Source organism: Streptomyces sp. NPDC043812, from assembly GCF_056436245.1.
In genome coordinates, this window is the sequence record NZ_JBWKCY010000027.1 from 78,782 (window position 1) to 98,792 (window position 20,011).

Annotated in this window: 24 protein-coding genes; 14 read left to right on the plus strand and 10 right to left on the minus strand. The window is 69.3% G+C overall.

Annotated features, from left to right (window positions below):
- Positions 1-14 precede the first annotated feature (14 nt).
- The 3 genes from pstC to pstB are packed head-to-tail and all read left to right on the plus strand — an operon-like array spanning position 15 to position 2,895.
- A complete protein-coding gene (pstC, locus tag AC067Z_RS31285; protein ID WP_478793022.1) occupies positions 15-1,016 on the plus strand; it encodes a phosphate ABC transporter permease subunit PstC in 1,002 nt (333 codons plus the stop codon).
- Positions 1,013-2,089, plus strand: coding sequence for a phosphate ABC transporter permease PstA (pstA, locus tag AC067Z_RS31290; protein ID WP_478793023.1), 1,077 nt, complete (start codon positions 1,013-1,015; stop codon positions 2,087-2,089). Before pstC ends, pstA begins: the two co-directional genes overlap by 4 nt.
- A gap of 29 nt (positions 2,090-2,118) precedes the next feature.
- Positions 2,119-2,895, plus strand: a complete 777-nt coding sequence (gene pstB / locus AC067Z_RS31295; RefSeq protein WP_478793024.1) for a phosphate ABC transporter ATP-binding protein PstB — start codon at positions 2,119-2,121, stop codon at positions 2,893-2,895.
- 106 nt (positions 2,896-3,001) lie between these two features.
- On the opposite strand, the gene AC067Z_RS31300 is transcribed toward pstB, so the two are convergent.
- Both AC067Z_RS31300 and AC067Z_RS31305 read right to left on the minus strand, forming a co-directional pair.
- A complete protein-coding gene (locus AC067Z_RS31300) occupies positions 3,002-4,000 on the minus strand; it encodes an inorganic phosphate transporter (RefSeq protein ID WP_478793025.1) in 999 nt (332 codons plus the stop codon).
- A 5-nt stretch (positions 4,001-4,005) separates the two neighbouring features.
- Positions 4,006-4,626: a DUF47 domain-containing protein gene (locus AC067Z_RS31305; protein ID WP_478793026.1), complete on the minus strand. Its 621-nt coding sequence runs from the start codon at positions 4,624-4,626 to the stop codon at positions 4,006-4,008.
- Between the two features lie 193 nt (positions 4,627-4,819).
- Between AC067Z_RS31305 and AC067Z_RS31310 the strand changes: the two genes are divergently transcribed.
- A complete protein-coding gene (locus AC067Z_RS31310; RefSeq protein ID WP_478793027.1) occupies positions 4,820-5,197 on the plus strand; it encodes a metal-sensitive transcriptional regulator in 378 nt (125 codons plus the stop codon).
- A 75-nt stretch (positions 5,198-5,272) separates the two neighbouring features.
- On the opposite strand, the gene AC067Z_RS31315 is transcribed toward AC067Z_RS31310, so the two are convergent.
- Positions 5,273-5,479, minus strand: coding sequence for a hypothetical protein (locus AC067Z_RS31315; RefSeq protein ID WP_478793028.1), 207 nt, complete (start codon positions 5,477-5,479; stop codon positions 5,273-5,275).
- Between the two features lie 128 nt (positions 5,480-5,607).
- Entirely contained in the window at positions 5,608-6,435 is an 828-nt protein-coding gene (locus AC067Z_RS31320; RefSeq protein WP_478793029.1) for an SCO4651 family lipoprotein, read from the minus strand.
- Between the two features lie 164 nt (positions 6,436-6,599).
- Here AC067Z_RS31320 and AC067Z_RS31325 point away from each other — a divergent pair, with 164 nt between their 5' ends.
- Together AC067Z_RS31325 and AC067Z_RS31330 are read left to right on the plus strand one after the other, a co-directional pair.
- A complete protein-coding gene (locus AC067Z_RS31325; RefSeq protein WP_478793052.1) occupies positions 6,600-6,767 on the plus strand; it encodes a hypothetical protein in 168 nt (55 codons plus the stop codon).
- Between the two features lie 67 nt (positions 6,768-6,834).
- Positions 6,835-8,397 (plus strand): FAD-binding oxidoreductase, encoded by a 1,563-nt coding sequence (locus AC067Z_RS31330; protein WP_478793051.1) that lies wholly within the window; start codon positions 6,835-6,837, stop codon positions 8,395-8,397.
- A gap of 22 nt (positions 8,398-8,419) precedes the next feature.
- On the opposite strand, the gene AC067Z_RS31335 is transcribed toward AC067Z_RS31330, so the two are convergent.
- The 4 genes from AC067Z_RS31335 to AC067Z_RS31350 all read right to left on the minus strand — a co-directional run bounded on the left by AC067Z_RS31335 (position 8,420) and on the right by AC067Z_RS31350 (position 11,658).
- Positions 8,420-8,668, minus strand: a complete 249-nt coding sequence (locus tag AC067Z_RS31335; protein ID WP_478793030.1) for a glycine zipper domain-containing protein — start codon at positions 8,666-8,668, stop codon at positions 8,420-8,422.
- 39 nt (positions 8,669-8,707) lie between these two features.
- Complete coding sequence (locus AC067Z_RS31340; RefSeq protein ID WP_478793031.1) at positions 8,708-9,448, minus strand: phosphatase PAP2 family protein; 741 nt, start codon at positions 9,446-9,448, stop codon at positions 8,708-8,710.
- 247 nt (positions 9,449-9,695) lie between these two features.
- Positions 9,696-10,709 carry a bifunctional lytic transglycosylase/C40 family peptidase gene (locus AC067Z_RS31345; protein WP_478793032.1) on the minus strand — a complete coding sequence of 338 codons (1,014 nt, stop codon included), beginning with the start codon at positions 10,707-10,709 and terminating at the stop codon, positions 9,696-9,698.
- A gap of 142 nt (positions 10,710-10,851) precedes the next feature.
- Positions 10,852-11,658 carry an SAM-dependent methyltransferase gene (locus tag AC067Z_RS31350; protein WP_478793033.1) on the minus strand — a complete coding sequence of 269 codons (807 nt, stop codon included), beginning with the start codon at positions 11,656-11,658 and terminating at the stop codon, positions 10,852-10,854.
- Positions 11,659-11,906: 248 nt separating this feature from the next.
- Between AC067Z_RS31350 and AC067Z_RS31355 the strand changes: the two genes are divergently transcribed.
- Both AC067Z_RS31355 and AC067Z_RS31360 read left to right on the plus strand, forming a co-directional pair.
- The gene (locus tag AC067Z_RS31355; protein ID WP_478793034.1) at positions 11,907-12,080 is read left to right on the plus strand and encodes a hypothetical protein; all 174 of its coding nucleotides are present in this window, start codon (positions 11,907-11,909) and stop codon (positions 12,078-12,080) included.
- Positions 12,081-12,245: 165 nt separating this feature from the next.
- On the plus strand, positions 12,246-13,037 hold the full coding sequence (locus tag AC067Z_RS31360; RefSeq protein WP_478793035.1) for a thioesterase family protein: 792 nt from the start codon (positions 12,246-12,248) through the stop codon (positions 13,035-13,037).
- 2 nt (positions 13,038-13,039) lie between these two features.
- Here AC067Z_RS31360 and AC067Z_RS31365 read toward each other — a convergent pair whose 3' ends face one another.
- Entirely contained in the window at positions 13,040-13,621 is a 582-nt protein-coding gene (locus AC067Z_RS31365; protein WP_478793036.1) for a Uma2 family endonuclease, read from the minus strand.
- The gene (locus tag AC067Z_RS31370; RefSeq protein WP_478793037.1) at positions 13,618-14,043 is read right to left on the minus strand and encodes an ATP-binding protein; all 426 of its coding nucleotides are present in this window, start codon (positions 14,041-14,043) and stop codon (positions 13,618-13,620) included. Before AC067Z_RS31370 ends, AC067Z_RS31365 begins: the two co-directional genes overlap by 4 nt.
- 207 nt (positions 14,044-14,250) lie before the next feature.
- On the opposite strand from AC067Z_RS31370, the gene AC067Z_RS31375 reads away from it, so the two are divergent.
- The 6 genes from AC067Z_RS31375 to AC067Z_RS31400 all read left to right on the plus strand — a co-directional run bounded on the left by AC067Z_RS31375 (position 14,251) and on the right by AC067Z_RS31400 (position 20,000).
- Complete coding sequence (locus tag AC067Z_RS31375; protein WP_478793038.1) at positions 14,251-15,102, plus strand: helix-turn-helix domain-containing protein; 852 nt, start codon at positions 14,251-14,253, stop codon at positions 15,100-15,102.
- An 11-nt stretch (positions 15,103-15,113) separates the two neighbouring features.
- Positions 15,114-15,452, plus strand: coding sequence for a DUF397 domain-containing protein (locus AC067Z_RS31380; protein ID WP_478793039.1), 339 nt, complete (start codon positions 15,114-15,116; stop codon positions 15,450-15,452).
- A 405-nt stretch (positions 15,453-15,857) separates the two neighbouring features.
- Positions 15,858-16,166, plus strand: coding sequence for a hypothetical protein (locus AC067Z_RS31385; protein WP_215095148.1), 309 nt, complete (start codon positions 15,858-15,860; stop codon positions 16,164-16,166).
- Positions 16,167-16,316: 150 nt separating this feature from the next.
- Complete coding sequence (locus AC067Z_RS31390) at positions 16,317-17,150, plus strand: hypothetical protein (protein ID WP_478793040.1); 834 nt, start codon at positions 16,317-16,319, stop codon at positions 17,148-17,150.
- Entirely contained in the window at positions 17,140-18,450 is a 1,311-nt protein-coding gene (locus AC067Z_RS31395) for a hypothetical protein (RefSeq protein WP_478793041.1), read from the plus strand. Before AC067Z_RS31390 ends, AC067Z_RS31395 begins: the two co-directional genes overlap by 11 nt.
- Positions 18,447-20,000 (plus strand): SCO6880 family protein, encoded by a 1,554-nt coding sequence (locus AC067Z_RS31400; protein ID WP_478793042.1) that lies wholly within the window; start codon positions 18,447-18,449, stop codon positions 19,998-20,000. The genes AC067Z_RS31395 and AC067Z_RS31400 overlap by 4 nt, the downstream gene beginning before the upstream one ends.
- The last annotated feature ends 11 nt before the right edge of the window (positions 20,001-20,011 follow it).

Consider the following 20,011-nt stretch of genomic DNA (forward strand, 5'->3'; position numbering starts at 1 on the left):
AGACCGGAAAGATCATGGCTTCCACGACACCCACAGACCTGACACCACCCCCGCCGGCTCCGCCGGTCACCGGGCTGAACCAGAAATCCACGGGCCGCGCAGGCGACAAGGTCTTCGCCGGACTCTCCCGTGGTTCCGGCATTCTGCTTCTGGTGATCATGGCGTCGATCGCCGCGTTCCTCACCTACCGCGCCACGCTCGCCATCTCGAAGGACGAGGGCAACTTCCTCACCACCTTCGACTGGAACCCGGCGGGCGACCCGCCGGTCTTCGGCATTGCGGTCCTCCTCTTCGGCACGGTGGTCAGCTCGATCATCGCGATGGTGATCGCCGTCCCGATCGCCGTCGGCATCGCGCTGTTCATCTCCCACTACGCGCCGCGCAAGCTCGCCGCGCCCCTCGCCTACGTCGTCGATCTGCTGGCCGCCGTGCCGTCGATCATCTACGGCATCTGGGGCGCGCTCTTCCTCGTCCCGTACCTCGAGGGCCTGAACCTCTGGCTCGACGAGTTCTTCGGCTGGACGTACATCTTCGAGAAGACCGAGGTCGGCGTCGCCCGCTCGCTGTTCACCGTGGGCGTCCTGCTGGCGATCATGATCCTGCCGATCGTGACCAGCGTGAGCCGCGAGGTCTTCCTGCAGGTCCCGCGCATGAACGAGGAGGCCGCACTGGCCCTCGGCGCCACCCGCTGGGAAGTCATCCGCATGTCGGTGCTGCCCTTCGGACGCTCCGGTGTGATCTCCGCTTCGATGCTGGGTCTCGGACGCGCGCTCGGCGAGACGATGGCCGTCGCCACCGTGCTCTCCCCGAGCTTCCTGATCTCCCTGCACCTGCTGAACCCGGGCGGCGGCACGTTCGCCCAGAACATCGCCGCGAAGTTCGACGAGGCCGATGAGCTCGGGCGCGACGCCCTGATCGCCTCCGGTCTCGTCCTCTTCGTGCTCACCCTGTTGGTCAACGGCGCGGCCCGCATGATCATCGCGCGCCGCAAGGAGTACTCGGGGGCCAACGCATGAGCCACACCGCACTCAAGGACAGGCCCACCGCCCCCGCCTCCGGCCGCCCCGGCGGCCTCAGCAGCCGGGCGCTCCCCAAGTGGGCGACCGCCGGATTCGCGGTCGTCTCCGTCGCCCTCGGTGTCGGCATCGGCATCGCGGCTGGCTGGGAGAGCCGGGTCCAGTGGGGGCTGGTCTCCGCGCTGCTCTTCGTCGTCATCTCGTACATCGTGACCACCGCCGTCGAGAACAAGCGCCAGGCCAAGGACCGCCTCGCGACCAGCATCGTCTGGGTCTGCTTCGTCCTGGCCGTGGTCCCGCTGTTCTCGCTGATCTGGGTGACCGTCAGCCGCGGCCTGAAGGTTCTCGACGGGTACTTCCTCAGCCACTCGATGGCCGGGGTCCCCGGCTTCGAGGCGGGCGGCGGTGTCTACCACGCCATCATCGGCACCCTGGAGCAGGTCGGCCTGGCCACCGTGGTCTCCGTGCCGATCGGCCTGCTGACCGCCGTCTACCTGGTCGAGTACGGCAAGGGCGCGCTGGCCAAGGCCGTCACGTTCTTCGTCGACGTCATGACGGGCATCCCCTCCATCGTCGCGGGTCTCTTCCTGCTGTCGATCATGCTGATCTTCAATCTGCAGCCGTCCGGCCTGATGGGCGCCCTGGCGCTGGCCATCCTGATGATCCCGGTCGTCGTCCGCTCCACCGAGGAAATGCTCAAGCTCGTCCCGAACGAGCTGCGCGAGGCGTCGCTGGCCCTCGGTGTCCCGAAGTGGCGCACGATCGTCAAGGTGGTCATCCCGACCGCTCTCGGCGGTATCACCACCGGTGTGATGCTCGCGATCGCCCGTATCGCCGGTGAGACCGCCCCGATCATGCTGCTGGTCTTCGGTTCCCAGCTGATCAACGCCAACCCGTTCGAAGGCGCCCAGTCGTCGCTCCCCTTCTACATCTGGGAGCAGTACCGGGTCGGCAGCGAGGCGTCGTACGACCGCGCCTGGGCCGCCGCCCTGGTCCTGATCGCCTTCGTCATGATCCTCAACCTGGTGGCCCGCGGCATCGCCCGCTGGAAGGCCCCGAAGACCGGTCGCTGACGCGACCACCAGAAAGCGAAGTGACCCCCATGGCCAAGCGAATCGACGTCAGCGGCCTGACCGCCTACTACGGCTCCCACAAGGCGATCGAGGACATCTCGATGACCGTGGAGCCCCGCTCCGTGACCGCCTTCATCGGCCCGTCCGGCTGCGGCAAGTCCACGTTCCTGCGCACCCTGAACCGCATGCACGAGGTCACGCCCGGTGGCCGCGTCGAGGGCAAGGTGATGCTGGACGACGAGAACCTCTACGGCTCCAGCGTCGACCCGGTCACCGTGCGCCGCACGGTCGGCATGGTCTTCCAGCGCCCGAACCCGTTCCCGACCATGTCGATCTTCGACAATGTCGCGGCGGGCCTGCGGCTGAACGGCTCGTACCGGAAGAACAAGCTCGCCGAGATCGTCGAGAAGTCCCTCAAGGGCGCCAACCTCTGGAACGAGGTCAAGGACCGCCTCAACAAGCCGGGCTCGGGGCTGTCCGGCGGTCAGCAGCAGCGTCTGTGCATCGCCCGTGCGATCGCGGTCGAGCCCGACGTGCTGCTGATGGACGAGCCCTGCTCGGCGCTCGACCCGATCTCCACCCTCGCGATCGAGGACCTGATCGGCCAGCTGAAGGAGCGCTTCACGATCGTCATCGTGACGCACAACATGCAGCAGGCGGCGCGCGTCTCGGACCGCACGGCCTTCTTCAACCTGGCGGCGGTCGGTCAGCCCGGCAAGCTCATCGAGATCGACGACACCGAGCGGATCTTCGCCAACCCGTCCGTCCAGGCGACCGAGGACTACATCTCGGGACGCTTCGGATAAGACGTCTTGGGGTGCTGCATGGCGGTGCCACCCCAAAGACGAAGGGCCCGCCCCCTCTCCCAGGGGGCGGGCCCGTCCGCGTTCGTGGGGCTCGAGGCCCCCGATGTCAGCCGAAGATCAGGTAGACGATCCCGTAGCTCAGTGCAGCGACCATCGCCGCCGCCGGCATCGTGATGAACCAGCCCAGGACGATGTTCTTCGCGACTCCCCAGCGCACCGCGTTCACGCGCTTCGTCGCTCCCACGCCCATGATCGCCGAGGTGATCACGTGCGTCGTCGAGATCGGCGCGTGGAACAGGAACGCCGAGCCGAACATGATCGACGCACCGGTCGTCTCCGCCGCGAACCCCTGCGGCGGGTCCAGCTCGATGATCTTGCGGCCCAGCGTGCGCATGATGCGCCAGCCGCCGGCGTACGTGCCCAGGGACAGCATCAGCGCACAGGCGATCTTCACCCAGGTCGGGATCGGGTCGCCCGAGTTCTCGACATCGGCGATGACCAGCGCCATCACCACGATGCCCATGGTCTTCTGCGCGTCCTGCAGACCGTGACCGAGCGCCATGCCGGCCGCCGACACCGTCTGGGCGATGCGGAAACCGCGCTTCGCCTTGTGCGGGTTGGACTTCCGGAACATCCACAGGATCGCGACCATCACCAGATAGCCGGCGATCAGGCCGACGATCGGCGACAGGAACATCGGAATGACGACCTTCTCGAGCACTCCGGTCCAGATCACCTCCGTCCCGCCCGCGAGCGCCGCACCGACCATGCCGCCGAACAGCGCGTGCGACGAGGACGAGGGCAGCCCGTAGTACCAGGTGACGAGGTTCCAGACGATCGCGCCGACCAGTGCGGCGAAGAGGATGCCCATACCGCGCGAGCCCTGGGGCGTCGCGATGAGCCCTTCGCTGACGGTCTTGGCCACGCCCTGTCCGAGGAACGCACCTGCGAGGTTCATCACCGCGGCCATCGCCAGCGCCACCCGCGGGGTGAGCGCCCGCGTGGATACGGAGGTCGCGATCGCGTTCGCGGAGTCGTGGAAGCCGTTGGTGTACGTGAATCCGAGCGCGACACCAATGGTCACGATCAGGGCAAAGGTGTCCACGAAGCTCAGGACTCCTTGACCGCGATGGTCTCCACCGTGTTCGCGACGTGCTCGAACGCGTCGGCAGCCTCTTCAAGCACATCGACGATCTGCTTGAGCTTGAGGACCTCGATGGCGTCGTACTTGCCGTTGAAGAGGTGGGCGAGGAGCTTGCGGTGGATCTGGTCGGCCTGGTTCTCCAGCCGGTTGACCTCGATCCAGTACTCCGTGAGGTTTTCCATGGTCCGCAGGTGGGGCATGGCCTCGGCGGTCAGTTCGGCCGCCCGCGCCAGTACCTCGATCTGCTGCTCGACGCCCTTGGGGAGCTCTTCGACGTTGTAGAGGACGACGAGGTCGACGGCCTCCTCCATGAAGTCCATGATGTCGTCGAGCGACGATGCGAGGGAGTAGATGTCCTCGCGGTCGAACGGCGTGATGAACGAGGAGTTCAGCTGGTGGAAGATCGCGTGGGTGGCGTCGTCCCCGGCGTGCTCGGCTGCCCGCATCCGTTCCGCGATCTCGGCCCGGGCAGGGGTATCCGCCCCGAGCAGTTCCATCAGGAGTTTCGAGCCCGTGACGATGTTGTCCGCGGATGCGGCAAACATGTCGTAGAAGCTCGTCTCCCTGGGGGTCAGACGAAAGCGCACGTGGGGTCCTCGGGGTGCTCTGGATTGGGTCAGGCTGATGCTAGGCGCATCATCCGGCCACGGCTAACCGGCAAGGTCCCAGTGTCGCCCATGTATCACCGCGATCAGCACAGACCCCCACCGGTTTCCCCACGATTCGCTACCATATACCCACGAGGGGTATACACCCCTTTCTGGACAACGGGAGGACCCGATGACGACCACCGAGGCGGCCGGCCCCCCGGTCACGGAGCACGACACCGCAGGCCAGGGTCCCGACGAGCAGGTCATCACCGACCACGACCGCGGCGTGCACGGCTACCACAAGCAGAAGGACGAGCACCTGAAGCGGCTGCGCCGGATCGAGGGCCAGATCCGCGGTCTTCAGCGCATGGTCGACGAGGATGTCTACTGCATCGACATACTCACCCAGGTCTCCGCGTCCACCAAGGCGCTGCAGTCCTTCGCCCTCCAACTGCTGGAGGAGCATCTGCGGCACTGCGTCGCCGACGCCGCGGTCAAGGGCGGCGACGAGGTCGACGCCAAGGTGGAGGAAGCGACGAAGGCGATCGCACGGCTGCTGCGCACCTGACCGCCGGCCGCTCCCGGCGCGGGACGCGCGCGGGGTGGCTCGATCTCGACGGTCGGTCCAGCCGGAGCCGCGGCGTCAGCGGCGGGCCACCGGCCCGTCGCCGAAAGGCCGAGCGGCCGGCCCCTCCACCGTCACCATCAGCACCTCGTCGATACGGTCCGGGGTGAGCCGCTCCCCGGCCGCGGCCGACGCCGCGATCATCAGCTCACCGCACAGTTCGATCTCGGCGAGGGCCACACGGTCCTCCTGGACGGCTGTCGTACCGGGCGGAGCCACGTGCAATCACCTCTTCCAGCCGATGTCGGTTCCCTAGCGTAGGGAGCGGGACACACACCGCGCATGGCACGTCCGGACCATTTGGGCACTGGCCATCCCGGGCCCCTCCGACGGCCCACCCCTCTCCGCGGCCCTCAGGCCTTGACCTTCCCGGAGTAGATGTCCTTCGCGTCCGGCAGCCGCACTGCGACCGGTCTTCCGAAGTCGTAGAGCACCGTGGTCGATGTCACCGCCACCGTCCGGCCCTCGTTCGTGAAGCTGAACCTGTGCCGGACCTTGCGCAGCAGCCCCGACTCGTCGAGGTACGCATCGAACGGCACCCGATCCCTGGTGAACCCTTTCGCCGCCGCCGCCAGCGACGCCCGCGCATGCGGCTCGGCCACCTCCGCCGCCCGCGCGATGTCGGTGGTGCCACGGAAGTGCCGCACCTTCTGGCCGGAAACCTCCGTCTCCCCCACATACGTCACCTGCTCGGCGCCACGCAGCAGCTCCGCAGCGGCCAGCGGATCGGTGGCACCGCCGGTGACGAGATTCCCGTCCTCCAGCGTGGTGGTGTCGACCCGGACCCACTTGTCCGCGGGGACCCCCGCGCCGCGGTTCTTCATGTAGAGCGCGCCGGGCGTCAGCAGTTCGGTGATCGGCTTGTGCTCGTCCGTGCCCGCGGGGTCGGGCGGCAGGACGACCTTCAGCCGGCCCATCCGGCGGGCGAAGTCGTATCCGCCCTCGCCGCGGATGGTGACCCGGGTGCCGCCGGTCGCCATCTCCATCGACGTGCGCGCCCCGGAACTCTTCGCCCCGGCAAGCGCGTCCGCCGCGCCGCGCACCTCGTCCGCGGCGCCTCCGCCCGCGCCGTCGTCGGCGGCGGCGCCCTCGCCCGAGCATCCTGTGAGCGCCATCACCCCCGCCACGGCCGCCGCGACGGCGACCACGCCGCCCCTGCGCCTGTGCTGCTTCACCACCATCGCCTGCCAACCCCCAACGCCGGACCGCTGCTTGTACGAATCCCACCCTTCCCCCTCGGCACGAGGGGGCCTGGGGACACCCCACTCGCATAACGACGGCCCCGTCACCTCGTCACGCCGACCGCCCGGCATGTGGACACCCCACGGCGCAGTACCGTTGACCCGTGCCCCAGCAGGACATGACCGCCGAGAACGAGGCGCAGCACAGGACCACGACCGTCGACCGCGGCTCCTTCGCGGTCGCCCGGTGCAGCTGCGGGTGGTCGGGCCCCGCGAGACGGTCCAGGGAACGGGCCCGCACAGATGCCCAGGCACACATCACGAGCGACTGAATCTCCCGGCAAGGGCTGTCGGGAACCCGCCGTGCCCGCGTACCGTCTCCACCCCCAGGAGGCCACCATGGACCGGCGCACGCTGCTCACCACCGCTGTTGCTCTCACCACCGCTGCCTGCACCGGCAGATCGGACGGTGGGGCCATGGCGGACGACGGCGCGCCCACACGCGGCGCCACGGCCACGAGGACGCGGCCGTCGGGGCCCGCCTCCCCCGCCGACTGGACGGCACTCGCCCGCGGGCTCGGCGGCAAACTGATCCGGCCGGGCGACGCCGACTACGCGAGCGCCCGGCAGCTCTACAACACCCGCTTCGACGGACAGAAGCCCGCCGCCGTCGCGTATGTCGCGGGCCGGGACGACGTCAAGGAGTGCCTCGCCTGGGCGAAGGCGCACGGCACACCGGTGTCCATCCGCAACGGCGGACACTCCTACGGCGGTTGGTCGTCCGGCAACGGCCGACTCGTCATCGACGTGTCCTCACTGAACGGTGTGGACACGGACGGAGTCATCGGCGCCGGAGCCAAGCTCATCGACGTCTACAGGACTCTCGCCGGCCGCGGCCGCACCATTCCCGCGGGCTCGTGCCCCACGGTCGGCATCTCCGGCCTGACCCTGGGCGGCGGCCACGGCGTCACCTCCCGCGCCTACGGGCTGACCTGCGACAGCCTGACCGAGGCGACGATCGTCACGGCGGACGGCAGAACCCTGACCGCGAACGCCGAGGAGAACACGGACCTCTTCTGGGCGCTGCGCGGCGGAGGGAACGGGACCTTCGGCGTCGTGACCGGCTTCCGCTTCCGTACGCACCCCGCGCCACGGACCGTCACCGCGTATCTGACCTGGCCGTGGTCCCGAGCCGCCGCCGTCGTCGCCGCCTGGCAGAAATGGGGGCCGGCCCAGCCGGACGAGATCTGGTCGTCGCTGCACCTGGCGGCCGGCCCCGGCGGCGTCCGCCCGACCCTGTCGGTCGCCGCCTTCACGCTCGGCGGCGAGAGTGAGCTCCGCAACGCGATCGACCGCCTCGGTGACGCGGTCGGCTCACCGGCCTCCTCCGTCGCACTGCGCCCGCGCAGCTACCTCGACGCGATGCTCTCGTACGCCAACTGCCTCTCCCTCACCGACGCCCAGTGCCGCCTGCCGGGCACCACCCCGGGCCGCAGCCGCCAGGGCGCGCTGCCGCGCGAGACCTACGCCTCGGCGTCCGACTTCTTCGACCGCGACCTCGCGGCGGGCGGGATCCAGGCGCTGATCGCGGCGGCCGAGGCGTTCACCCGTCTTCCGGCGAGCCGGGGCGGCGGCGGTTCGATCGCGCTGACCGCACTCGGCGGCGCGGTGAACCGGGTGGACCCGCTGGCGACCTCGTTCGTGCACCGCCGCTCACGCATGCTGGCCCAGTACATCGGCGCCTGGCGCCCGGACATCTCCGGCTCCGCGCAGCAGGCGTGGCTGCGGGACACCCACGCGTCGATGCGCCGGTACGCATCGGGCGCCGCGTACCAGAACTACGCCGACCCGAACCTGAAGAACTGGCGGCAGGCCTACTACGGCCCGGCCGCGGACCGTCTCACCCGGCTGAAGCGGAAGTACGACCCTGACCGCGTCTTCGACTACGCCCAGGCGCTGTGACGACGGGCGGTCCGGAGGTTCCTCAGCTGTCTCCGCCGTCGGCCGCCGCCCGGTTCCGCGCCCTGTCCGCCTTCCGCTGCTTCGCACCGCCGAAGCAGAGTCCGGCCATGACGCCGAACGAAATGCCCATGCCGAGCCCGAGCGCCACATTGTCGAAGGCGAGCGTCCCGATGGCGATGCCGAACGCGACGCCGAGCGACATCCCGATCGACAGTCCCATCGCCAACTCGTTCTGGCCGGACTGGTCCGTTTCTTCCCCCTGATGAGTCACATGATCATCATGCCAGAGCGGGGGGGCCGGACCGTCGGCTCAGGCCGCGAGGCCGTTCTCCCCGTTGCCCGCGCCTTCGTTGCGCGGCTCGGGAATGTCCAGCGGCTCGGTCACCAGCGGACCGTTCCCGGCCCGCTTCGACCGTACGAGCCAGGAGAACCGGGAGCCGGCGATCGCGGACATCAGGGGTGTGAGCAGCGCCAGGGCGAGCGGGGCGAGGAGCAGCGCCACGGCCGTGCCGAGCGCGAAGCCTCCGACGACATCGGTCGGGTAGTGCACGCCCATGTAGACACGGCAGAAGCCCTCGGCGAACGCGAGCCCGAGCGCGGCGAGGCCGAACCGACGGTGTGCCACGAAGAGTCCGGCGCCGATGGCCATCGCCATCGTGGAGTGGTCGCTGACGAACGAGAAGTCGGTCTTGCCCGCGACGAGGACCTCGAGGCCCTCGTGGTCGACGAAGGGCCGGGGCCGTTCGACGAATCCGCGGATGGGGATGTTGATCAGCAGGGCGATACCGGCGGCCAGCGGTGCCCAGACGAGCCCGGCGGCCGCGGCGACCGAGTCCTCGGTGGTGCCGCGCCGTCGCACGCTCCACCAGCACCAGAGCGCGACGAGCACCAGGCCGAGCATGATTCCGTATTCGCCGACGAACTCCATCGTGCGGTCGAACCAGCCCGGGGCGTCCTTCGCCAGGCCGTTGATCTCATAGAGCAGGCTGACGTCGGGATTCGTCCCGCTCCTCGACTCCGTCAGGGAGAACCCGTTTGCGAGTCCAGCCATCTGCCGCGGCCCCTTGCCTTGTCGCCTGCCGGCGCACGTGCCTGTGCGCCGCTTTCCACCAACCCCCGTGGTCGATCCGGTGTGTGCTGCATGGTCAGTGCAGCCGTCTCTGTCCCAGGGAACGACGTGATCCCTGCGGTCGTTCCACTCTCCACCGAACGATCACCATGACGTTATCGAAGAGTGACACGTCGTCGCAGCTCAGAGCCCTGCGACGGTAGTCGCATTCCAGCCACTCGGCGCTGCATCACGCCTGCGGCAGGTCGGTCGGCAGGGCGGCGGCACCGTCCTTCGTGACGCGGGTGGCACCGAAGTAGTCCGGGGTGTCGATCTTGTCGAAGCGGATGACCGCACCGGTGAACGGCGCATTGATCATGTACCCGCCGCCGACGTAGAGCCCCACGTGTCTGATGGCGCGTGAATTGGTCAGGTCGTCCGAGAAGAAGACCAGGTCGCCCGGGAGCAGCTCGTCGCGCGAGGGGTGCGGTCCGGCGTTGTACTGGTCGTTGGCCACCCGCGGCAGCTCGATCCCCACGGTCCGGTACGCGGCCTGGGTCAGACCGGAACAGTCGAACCGCCCGCCCTGCTCCGCCGTACCGTTGCCGCCCCACAGGTACTTCGTGCCGAGCTTCTTCTGCGCGAAGTAGATGGCCCCGGCCGCCTGCCGCGACGGCTCGACCCGTCCGACGGGCTTCGCGAAGCTCTGCTCCAGGCTCCGGATGACCTTCACGTAGTTCTGCGTCTCACGGTAGGGCGGGACACCGCCGTACTTGATGACGGCGTACGCGCCCGCGTTGTACGCGGCAAGCATGTTGTCGGTCGGATCGCCGGGCGCCTTGCGTACGTATCCGGCCAGTTCGCAGTCGTACGAGGCTGCGGACGGAATGGCATCGGCGGGGTCCCACACGTCGCGGTCCCCGTCCTTGTCCCCGTCGATCCCGTGCGTCGCCCAGGTGCCGGGGATGAACTGGGCGATGCCCTGCGCGGCGGCCGGGCTCTTCGCCGTCGGGTTCCAGCCGCTCTCCTGGTACAACTGCGCGGCGAGCAGCGCGGGATTGATGGCGGGGCAGAGGTTCCCCCACTTCTGCACCAGCGGCTGGTACCGCGCGGGCACGGCGCCCTTGGCGAGACCCACGGCCCCGTTCTTGGCATCACCGCCGAGCAGCCCAGCGGCGGCGGAAAAGGTGCCGACGACGAGCAGTGCGACGAAGCTCAGGGACAGCCCGACCGACGCCCCCGCGACCAGCCACGCCTTACGCACCGTCAATCACCTTCCACCGCACGGTAGTCCGCCCGGGAGTCAGTGTAGGTGCGGAACGGCTCCGTCAGGGGCGCTCGTTCCGGCAGCCCGGCGCGCCGACCGACGCCCGCTCCTGGCTCCGGCGCGCGCCCGACCCCCCGCCCTACGCCTTGCGCCCCACCCCGCCGTACATCGCCACCTCGGCCGGAGCCTCGAGGTCCTCCGCGTCCGGGCGCCAGCGATTGCACGAGAGCACACCGGGCTCCAGCAGCTCCAGACCGTCGAAGTAGCGCTCCACCTGCGCCGGGGTGCGCTGGGTCAGGCGCGGGGTGCCGTTCTCGTTCCAGAACGCGACCGCCGCGTCCACGTCCGGCATCTCGGGGCTGGTGATCGTGTGGGACAGCACGAGATGGCTGCCGGAGGGCAGGGCGTCCATGAGCCTGCGCACCACCGCGTACGACTCCTCGTCGTCCTCGAGGAAGATGACGACGCCCAGCAGCATCAGCGCGACGGGTTCCGTCAGGTCGAGCGTCTTCGCCGCCTGGTCCAGGATCGTGTCGACGTCCCGCAGGTCCGCGTCGAGGTAGTCGGTGCGCCCCTCGGGCGTGCCGGTGAGCAGGGCACGGGCGTGCACGAGGACGAGCGGATCGTTGTCCACGTACACGATCCGGGCGTCGGGCGTGATGCGCTGCGCCACCTGGTGCGTGTTGTCGGCGCTCGGCAGCCCGGTGCCGATGTCGAGGAACTGTCGGATTCCGGCCTCGGCGGCGAGGTGGCGCACCGCACGGCCGAGGAAGCGCCGGTCGGCGAGCGCGTAGTCGCCGATACCGGGATGGAGCGCGCGGATCTCGTCGCCGGCAGCGCGGTCGACGGGGTAGTTGTCCTTCCCGCCTGTCCAGTAGTTCCAGATCCGGGCGGTGTGAGGGCGCGAGGTGTCGATACGTGTCTGGATGTGCGCGTCGTCGGTCACGGCTGGCACCTTAGTCAACTGCGCTCCGTAGCAGCAGGGTTGGCGTGAAATTTCGTTCGCTTCCGATGCCGGGGATACGGTCCGGTACGGGCAGCGGCAGCGTCGCCGACGCCGGTCGCGCGGGACGACTCCCGCGCGAGTGGTCTGGACCAGTTCCGCTACTCTGTGTCACACAGCCGGGAAGGCTGCGGTCCGACCCCCTCCGGTGACCACGGTGGGGCAAGCAACACAGCACCACAGGAGCACAAGTGAAGCACTCTGCGATCGTGATCGACGCGCCGGAAGGCACGGAGGGCACGCAGAACGGGGACCCGACGAGGGGCCGCCGCGGCGACGCGGGCGGAACCGCCGCCACGGTGACGTTCATCGCCCTGCTGGGCATCGCCGTCGCCCTGCTCGGCTACATGGTGGCCGCCGGCTGACGCCGTGCAGGTACGCCCCGGGGCTTGCGGTCCGTAACGGTCCGCGAGCCCCTTTTGCGTATCCGGCCTGCCCACCCCGTCCCGGACCGTCTCTGGATCGTGTGGTTACCGGCAGGTAGCGTGCGTCCTACACCCATCGGTTCCGTTCGGGAAAGGCGGTCCGCCATGACGGCACCCGAGGCGTTCTTCGAGCGACTCACCGAGAACCGCTACGCCCCCACCGAACACACCCGCGGCCCCTGGGACGCCGCATCCCAGCACGCCGGCCCGCCCGCCGCCCTGCTGGGCAGGGCGCTTGAGGAACGCCCCGGTGCGCGCACGGACATGCGGCTCGCCCGGGTCACGTACGAGATCCTGCGCCCGGTCCCCATCAGCCCCCTGGAAGTGACCACGTCCGTGGTGCGCTCCGGCCGCAGCGTCGAGGTCGTGGAGGCCACGCTCGCTCCGGAAGGCGGCGCACCGGTGATGCTGGCCAGGGCGCTGCGCATCAGGACCACGGAGGACCCCGGCCCGGCCGTGGCCCAAGGTCCGCTGATGCCGCCCCCGTCGGAGACCTCGGTCACCCCGTTCTTCGGCGTCCCGTGGGACGTCGGCTACCACACGTCGATGGAAACCCGCTTCACCGAAGGCGCGTTCCGCGAACTGGGCCCGGGGACCTGCTGGATGCGGATGCGCCTCCCCCTGGTCGCGGGCGACGACCCCCGCCCCCTGGACCGCATCCTCGTCGCCGCGGACTCCGGCAACGGCATCAGCAATGTGCTCGACTTCAGCCGAACCGTCTTCATCAACCCGGACCTGACGGTGCATCTGCACCGCCACCCGGTGGGCGAATGGGTCTGCGTGGAGGCCCGAACGAGCGTGGACGCGGCCGGCATCGGCCTCGCCGACGCCCAGCTCCACGACGAGAAGGGCCCGATCGGACGCAGCGCGCAGAGCCTGTTCATCGGCCCGCGCTGACGTCACGGGCCGTACCGGGGCAGTCCTGCAGTGGCGAGAGAGCGCGGGCGGGGGCCGGGAAGCGGGACCTCCTCGCCGTACGCGCCGGACAGGATCTTCCGGTAGCACACACCACGAGGCTGCTGATGCAGCGTCCACGACCCGAGGCGCGGATCCAGTTCGAGAAGGACGCGCACGCCGGCGACGGCGTACCAGTCGGCCTTCCGGCCGAGACCCCTGGCCTTCTCGGACCGGGGGACGATCTCGACGGCCAGGTCCACGTCCTGAGGACCGATCATCCGGCCGCCGAACGGCACGGACACTGCGGCGCAGACGAGGAGGTCGGGCGTCGCGAAGTCGTCCGGGTCCTGCGGCATGTCGACCGGCACGGCCCGTACGAGGGCCCACTCCTTCTCGGCCAGGTGCGGCCGGATCGCGGTCGCGAGCCGGACGACCGTGTCGGCACGCACCGGGCAGTCGGTGCGGGACAGTACGAGACTGCCGCCGATGATCTCCACCCGTAAGTCCGTCGCCCGCGCGAGCATCCGAGCGACTGCGCGCGGACTGCGCGGGAACAGACGGGCGAGTACGCCGTTCCCGCTCATGCCCCGCCTCCCGGCTTCCGGGTGAGCTCGACCCACAGGAGCTTCCCGCCCTGCTGGAGCGCGGTCGCTCCCCACGCGTCGGCGCACTGCGCGACGAGACAGAGCCCACGGCCACCCTCCGCATCGGGTGCGGGCCGGCGCGGCAGCCCCGCGAACGGCGGCGGAATGTCGGAACTGGTGTCCCACACCCCGAGCCTCAACCGCCCCTGCTCACCGGCACGAAGCCTGAGCCCGTACGGCCCGTCCGTGTGCCGCAGGGCGTTGGTGACGAGCTCGCTCGCGACCAGCTCGGCGGTGTCGATCAGCCCACCGAGCCGGTGTGCGGACAGGACCGCGCGGAGGGTGTGCCGTGCAATGCCGGGAGAGCGTGGATCGGGCGGGAGTTGGAGGGCGTAGGTCCAGGGCGGGGATACGGTGGGCATGGAAGTCTCCTTGCCGGAGAGGCGATTGGGGCACTGCGCTTGTTTCGGCCCGGTGACCAGGTCGCTCCGTCGAGCGGGGTACTTCCGGGCGGGTGGCCTGAGGCACAAACTAGAGGGACGCAAAGAAACTTTGCGACGATTCGAGAGAATCCATGCCTAGATCCCTCCGTGTGGGTGACCCCGTGAACCTGAGAGCGAAGGAGCTGCGTGTCCGCGAGACCTGCACCCACAGCCCGACGTATCCGCCTTGCGGCCGAGCTTCGCCGACTGCGCGAGCGCGCTGGAATGACCGCGACCGAGGCCGCCAGGGAACTGGGCACCAGCTCCGGCCAGCTGAGCAATGTCGAAACAGCGCGATTCGGAGTCAGCGCCGACCGGGTCCGGGCCATGGCCCGCGCATACTCCTGCCCCGACCCCCTCTTCATCGACGCCTTGGCAACCATGGCCGCCGACAGGACTCGCGGCTGGTGGGAGCAGTACCGGGACATCCTCCCCACCGGCCTGCTCGACCTCGCCGAGTTCGAGCACCACGCAACAGGCCTCCGCACCGCGTACACCGCCCATATCCCTGGCCTGCTCCAGATCGCCGAGCACGCACGGGAGGTCTTCCGCCAGGTGGTTCCGGAGCTGTCGCCCCCGGAGATCGAGCATCGCGTCTCGCACCGCATCAAGCGCCAGGACGTGATCTACCGAGCCGCCCCCATCCCTTACGTGGCGGTCGTGCACGAGGCGGCGTTGCGCATGCAGTTCGGCGGCCCGAAGACAGCTCGCCAACAACTGGAGCACTTGCTGCAGATGAGCGACCTGCCCCACATCACCCTGCGCGTGATCCCCTTCGCCATCGGCGCGTTTCCGGGCTCGGGCCAGTCGCTGGCTTACGGCCTGGGCCCGGTCCCCCAGCTCGACACCGTCCACCTCGACCAGTCCCACGGTCCCGTGCTGCTCGACGCGGAGGCACAACTCGCGCGCTACCGCACGCTGCTCGACCGCATGGAGGCCGTAGCTCTCACCCCTGATGCGTCCAAGGACTTCATCTACGACGTCGCCCACCAACTGTGAAGGGACAGCCGATGCCCGCATCCGACTGGCAGAGATCTTCGTACTGCGGCGAAGGCGACGCCTGCCTGAACGTTGCTGCAGACGCCTCCGGCGTCAGACTCACCGAAAGCAGCGACCCCGACGGGGTCATACTCCACACCACCCCCGCCGCCTTCGGCGCCTTCACCCACGCGGTCAAGACGGGCAGCCCCAGCCCGACGATCGTGGTCACCCACACCCCCGGGAGCCTCGTCCGCCTGCGCGAACCCCGCACTGACGGCACCACCGTCACGACCACGCGCGACAAGTGGGACGCGTTCGTGCTCGGCGTCCGCGCAGGCGAGTTCGACCACTTCACCCAGGCACGTTGAGGGCAAGGGCCCCGCGAACGCCGGGCCTGCCCCAATCCGACAACGTGAACCGATCGTCCGGTGAGACCGGACGTTCGGTTCACGGGCTGCGGCTCGCGTCCCCCGAACGGTCCAGCCCGGGGCTCACCGCAGCTCGAAGTCCAGGGCAAATCGCCCCAAAGGTTGCACAACGACAGTCATTGCCCGGAGTCACGCTCCGTGATACACAGAGTGACGAAATATGTACGCAAGTCGAACCGCGCCACGCCTCCGCAGGTCAGGGCGCCGGTTCGGTCATACGTGCGGAGATCGGGTAAAGAGACCCTCGAAGTCGGCTTACGCGGGCGGTTTCATCAGCGAAGATAGACCCAAAGCCTGTGCCGAGGGGCGTGGGCGGCGAACAACCCAACAGGGGCGGTGAGTTACATGATCCTGGCAGCCGAGAAGGGCGACATCACCACCATCATCGGCGGTATCGCCCCGAACTGGGGACCGTTCGGAAGCCTGGGCAACGAGGCTCGGGTGATGGTCGAGGTGGTGATGGCCATTGCCATCCTCCTCTGCCTCGGCATCGCGATCTGGGGCGCGGCGAAGCAACGCATCGGAGCCACGGCCCTGCGCGACACATTCAGCGCGGAGCAGGGCAAGGGCCTCATCGTCGCCGGCCTCACCGGCGTCTTCATCATCGGCTCGCTGGGGACCTTGTTCACCATCGTGTACGGGATGGCCGTCTAGCTGCCGCCCCGTCAGTCCTCCCCGTCTCGCCCGGCCCACCGTCCGAGGTTGTGTCTCCCCGATGTCCCCGCTTCCCCTGATGCCACGTCATCACATCGCGCTCGCGCGGCAAGCTGCACGTCCACTACCGGTTGAGGGGGCCTGCTCGACATGAGCCTCGGCGACGAGCACGGCGACAACGAGGGCTTCGGAGGGTCGGGCCAGACCCGTACCCGGCTCCCGGGCGTTCCCGACACGGACGTGTACGGCGGCGCCCGCCGCTCGGCACGCAGCTCACGCTCGCTCATCACCGTGGTGGGTGTGGTGGTGCTGCTGATCGCGGCGATCGCGTTCGCCAACCAGGGCGGCGGCGACGACGAAAGCGCCGCGGAGGGCGCCAAGTCCCCGGAGGTCACGGAGACGGCTGCGACGGGGGTGAGGCCGGTGAAGGGCAAGACCGACGCCATCCCGACCGGGTACGCGCAGGACAAGCAGGGAGCGCAGAGCGCGGCGGCGAATTACGCGGTGGCACTCGGGTCCGTAGACATGTACGACAAGGCACGCCGGGACGCGATCGTCGATGTCGTGTACGCACCCGATGTCGCAGCCGATCGCAGAGGCGACCTTGACAGTGTGTATTCCAGCGAGAAGTTCCTCACCGGCATCGGGCTGAAGGCCGATGGCACAGCACCCGACGGGATGACCTTCATCAGCCGCTTCAACCCGGTCGGTTCGAAGGTCGAGAGCCTCGCAGGTAAAACGGCCAGTGTGAGCGTCTGGTACTCCGCGCTCTTCGGGCTGGCCGGTGAAGGCTCCCAGAACCCCGTGACGGAGAGCTGGTACACGAACACGTTCGAACTGAAGTGGGTCGACGGCGACTGGAAGGTCACCGACTTCGCCCAGAAGGAAGGCCCCGTCCCGGTCGGTCGCGATCAGGCGGCTTCCAATGCCAAGGAAATGTCCGACGCCGTGGAACAGTTCGGAGGGTTCACGTATGCCCGGTAGCCGCCGCGTCCTGTCGGTCGCCGCAGCAGCGGCAGGCGTACAGGCCGCTCTTGTACTGTTCGCCACTCGCGCAGTTGCCGCACCGACGCCCACCCCCGGTCCGAGCAACGATCCTTGCGACCTCATCCGCGGCCCCGCCCGCGACTACTGCGAAGACGGCGACAGCGCCCCCGGCGGCGCCACCCGCCCCTCCCTCGACGACCCCACCTCCGCCCTCGACCCCCTCTCCTCCCTCGCCCGTGGCTGCGCCGACGCCGCCGTGTCGATCATCGACAAGCTGTCCGAGGCCGTGAACTCCACCGCCGAGGTGGACTTCACCAACGGCGCGTTCCTCGCCCGCTACGCGATCGTCTTCGCCGCCGCCACCATCCTCACGCTCGTCCTGTGGCTGCTCGCCGTCGCCAAGCGCGCCATCCGTGGCGTGCCGCTCATGACGGCGATCTCCGAGGCGATCGGGTTCCTCTGGCTGACGGTCCTCGCATCGGCGTTCACGCCGCTGATCCTCTACACCATCGTGTCCGCCACCGACGCGATCACCGAGGTCATCGCCTCCGGCACCAGCAAACAGACGGACATGTTCTTCGGGTCCTTCAAGGAGGCCCTGCAGAAGGGCGACGAGATCGGCGGCGGGCCGATCATGCTGATCATCGTGTCGCTCGTGACCGTCCTCGCCGCGGGCATCCTGTTCCTGGAGCTGTTCATCCGCGCCGTGCTCCTCTACGTCGGCGCGCTGCTCGGCGTCATCGTGTACGCCGGGCTCGTCGACAAGAACATGTGGGGGCACGTCCGCCGCTGGGCCGGGATCATGATCGCGATCATCCTGGTCAAGCCGATCATCGTGATCGTGCTCGGGCTCGCCGGGGCGCTCTCCGCCGGTGAAGGGCCCGACTCCTTCTCCGCCGTCGTCTCCGGGCTCTCCATCATCCTGCTCGCGATCTTCGCCTCCGGGATGATCTACCGCTTCGTCCCCGGCTTCGGGGACGAGATCGCCAACTCCCGCAACAACCGCATCCAGAACAGCGCCGAGGGCAAAGCCGCCGCCGTCATCAGCTCCCCCGCCGCCCTCGTGTCCCAAGGCATCAAGACCCACAGCTCCCGCGGCAACCAGAACACCGGCGACGGCAACAGCGGCGGCAGTCCCCGCCCCGCCAACCCCGTCAGCGGCGGCGTCGCCGCGCACGGGAGCCGCGGTGGCCAGGGCGGTGCCCCCGCGGGCGCCGCGCCCTCGCCCCGTAGCAGCGCCCCGACCACTGGCACCCCGCACAGCAACCGCAACAGCACAGGAGGTGGCCGGCGTTGACGACCCAGTCCCATCCGATCACGCCCCGCCGCACGTACCTCATCGGCCGTGCCCGGCCGAACGCGATCGTCGGCAAGAACCGCGAGACCGGCGAGATCGCGCTGATCATCGCCGGCGCGTTCCTCGGCATGATGAGCGGACTGCTGGTCCCCGTCCTGTCCCTGCGGATCGTTCTGCTGATGGGCTTCCCGCTGCTCGCGCTCGCCGCCGTGTACGTGCCGTACAAGCAGCGCACGTTCTACCGCTGGTTCGAGATCAACCGCAGCTACAAGCGCAGCCTGCGCAAGGGCACCGCCTACCGCTCCAGTGCCGTCGAGGCCGGTACGCGCCTCGACGGGCGGGAGATCGAGGTCGGACCGCCGCCCGGCATCGGGCGCATCAACTGGCTCGCCGCCCCCTTCGGCCCCGACGAGATCGCCGTGCTGCTGCACGCCGACCGCCGCACCGTCACCGCCGCCATCGAGATCGAGGGGCCGGGCGTCGGGCTGCGGGACAGCGAGGACCAGGAGGCCCTGGTCGACCGGTTCGGCACGCTGCTCAAACATGTCGCCAACGGCGACGGCTTTGTGACACGGATTCAGATGCTGGCCCGTACCCTCCCCGCCGACCCCGACGCGCATGCCAAGGACGTCGCCCAGCGCGGCGACCGGAAGGCTCCCGGCTGGCTGCAGGATTCGTACGAACACCTCCAGTCGATGGTGTCGACGTCGAGCGAGCAGCACCGCGCGTACCTCGTCGCCTGTATGCACTACTCCCGCGAACTGGCCGCCGAGGCGCATGCCATGGCCCGCGCCGCCCGTGCCGCATCCGGTGCGCGGCGGCTCGACAAGGACGCCGGGCTCGCCGTCGTCATGGCCCGCGAGCTCACCGACATCTGCGCCCGCCTCGCGGAGGCGGACATCCGCGTACGGCAGCCGCTCGGCCAGTCCCGCCTCGCGTCCCTCGTGCACTCCATGTACGACCCGGACCACCCCATCGACCACATCCAGGCGATGACGAAGCGAAACGCCTGGCCCGCCGAACTGGACGCCGTCGAGCCCACGTACCTCCAGGCAAAGACCCGCGAGTCCTCCACCCGTGCCCCCTGGTGCCACTCCACCGCGTGGGTGAAGGAGTGGCCGATGACCCCGGTAGGCGTCAACTTCCTTGCGCCGCTGCTCGTCCACACCCCCGATGTGATCCGTACGGTCGCGGTCACCATGGACCTGGAGCCCACCGAGGTCGCCATCGAGCGCATGCTCACGGAGAAGACCAACGACGAGGCGGACGCCAGCCGCGCCGCCAAGATGAACCGGACCGTCGACCCGCGCGACATCGCGGCGCACGGACGGCTCGACCAGCGGGGTGAAGATCTCGCGAGCGGTGCGGCGGGGGTCAACCTCGTCGGGTACATCACTGTGTCGTCGCGTTCGCCCGAGGCCCTGGCCAGGGACAAGCGCACGATCAGGGCCTCGGCCGGCAAGTCGTACCTGAAGCTGGAGTGGTGCGACCGCGAACACCACCGGGCCTTTGTGAACACCCTCCCGTTCGCGACCGGCATCCGCCGATAGGGGCCCCGACC

Coding starts and splice junctions, on each gene's coding strand:
- AC067Z_RS31360 (WP_478793035.1), top strand. CDS start 12,246: ATGACGGCACCCGAGGCGTTCTTCGAGCGACTCACCGAGAACCGCTAC.
- pstA (WP_478793023.1), top strand. CDS start 1,013: ATGAGCCACACCGCACTCAAGGACAGGCCCACCGCCCCCGCCTCCGGC.
- AC067Z_RS31365 (WP_478793036.1), bottom strand. CDS start 13,621: ATGAGCGGGAACGGCGTACTCGCCCGTCTGTTCCCGCGCAGTCCGCGC.
- pstB (WP_478793024.1), top strand. CDS start 2,119: ATGGCCAAGCGAATCGACGTCAGCGGCCTGACCGCCTACTACGGCTCC.
- AC067Z_RS31385 (WP_215095148.1), top strand. CDS start 15,858: ATGATCCTGGCAGCCGAGAAGGGCGACATCACCACCATCATCGGCGGT.
- AC067Z_RS31380 (WP_478793039.1), top strand. CDS start 15,114: ATGCCCGCATCCGACTGGCAGAGATCTTCGTACTGCGGCGAAGGCGAC.
- pstC (WP_478793022.1), top strand. CDS start 15: ATGGCTTCCACGACACCCACAGACCTGACACCACCCCCGCCGGCTCCG.
- AC067Z_RS31390 (WP_478793040.1), top strand. CDS start 16,317: ATGAGCCTCGGCGACGAGCACGGCGACAACGAGGGCTTCGGAGGGTCG.
- AC067Z_RS31310 (WP_478793027.1), top strand. CDS start 4,820: ATGACGACCACCGAGGCGGCCGGCCCCCCGGTCACGGAGCACGACACC.
- AC067Z_RS31320 (WP_478793029.1), bottom strand. CDS start 6,435: ATGGTGGTGAAGCAGCACAGGCGCAGGGGCGGCGTGGTCGCCGTCGCG.
- AC067Z_RS31370 (WP_478793037.1), bottom strand. CDS start 14,043: ATGCCCACCGTATCCCCGCCCTGGACCTACGCCCTCCAACTCCCGCCC.
- AC067Z_RS31340 (WP_478793031.1), bottom strand. CDS start 9,448: ATGGCTGGACTCGCAAACGGGTTCTCCCTGACGGAGTCGAGGAGCGGG.
- AC067Z_RS31330 (WP_478793051.1), top strand. CDS start 6,835: ATGGACCGGCGCACGCTGCTCACCACCGCTGTTGCTCTCACCACCGCT.
- AC067Z_RS31395 (WP_478793041.1), top strand. CDS start 17,140: ATGCCCGGTAGCCGCCGCGTCCTGTCGGTCGCCGCAGCAGCGGCAGGC.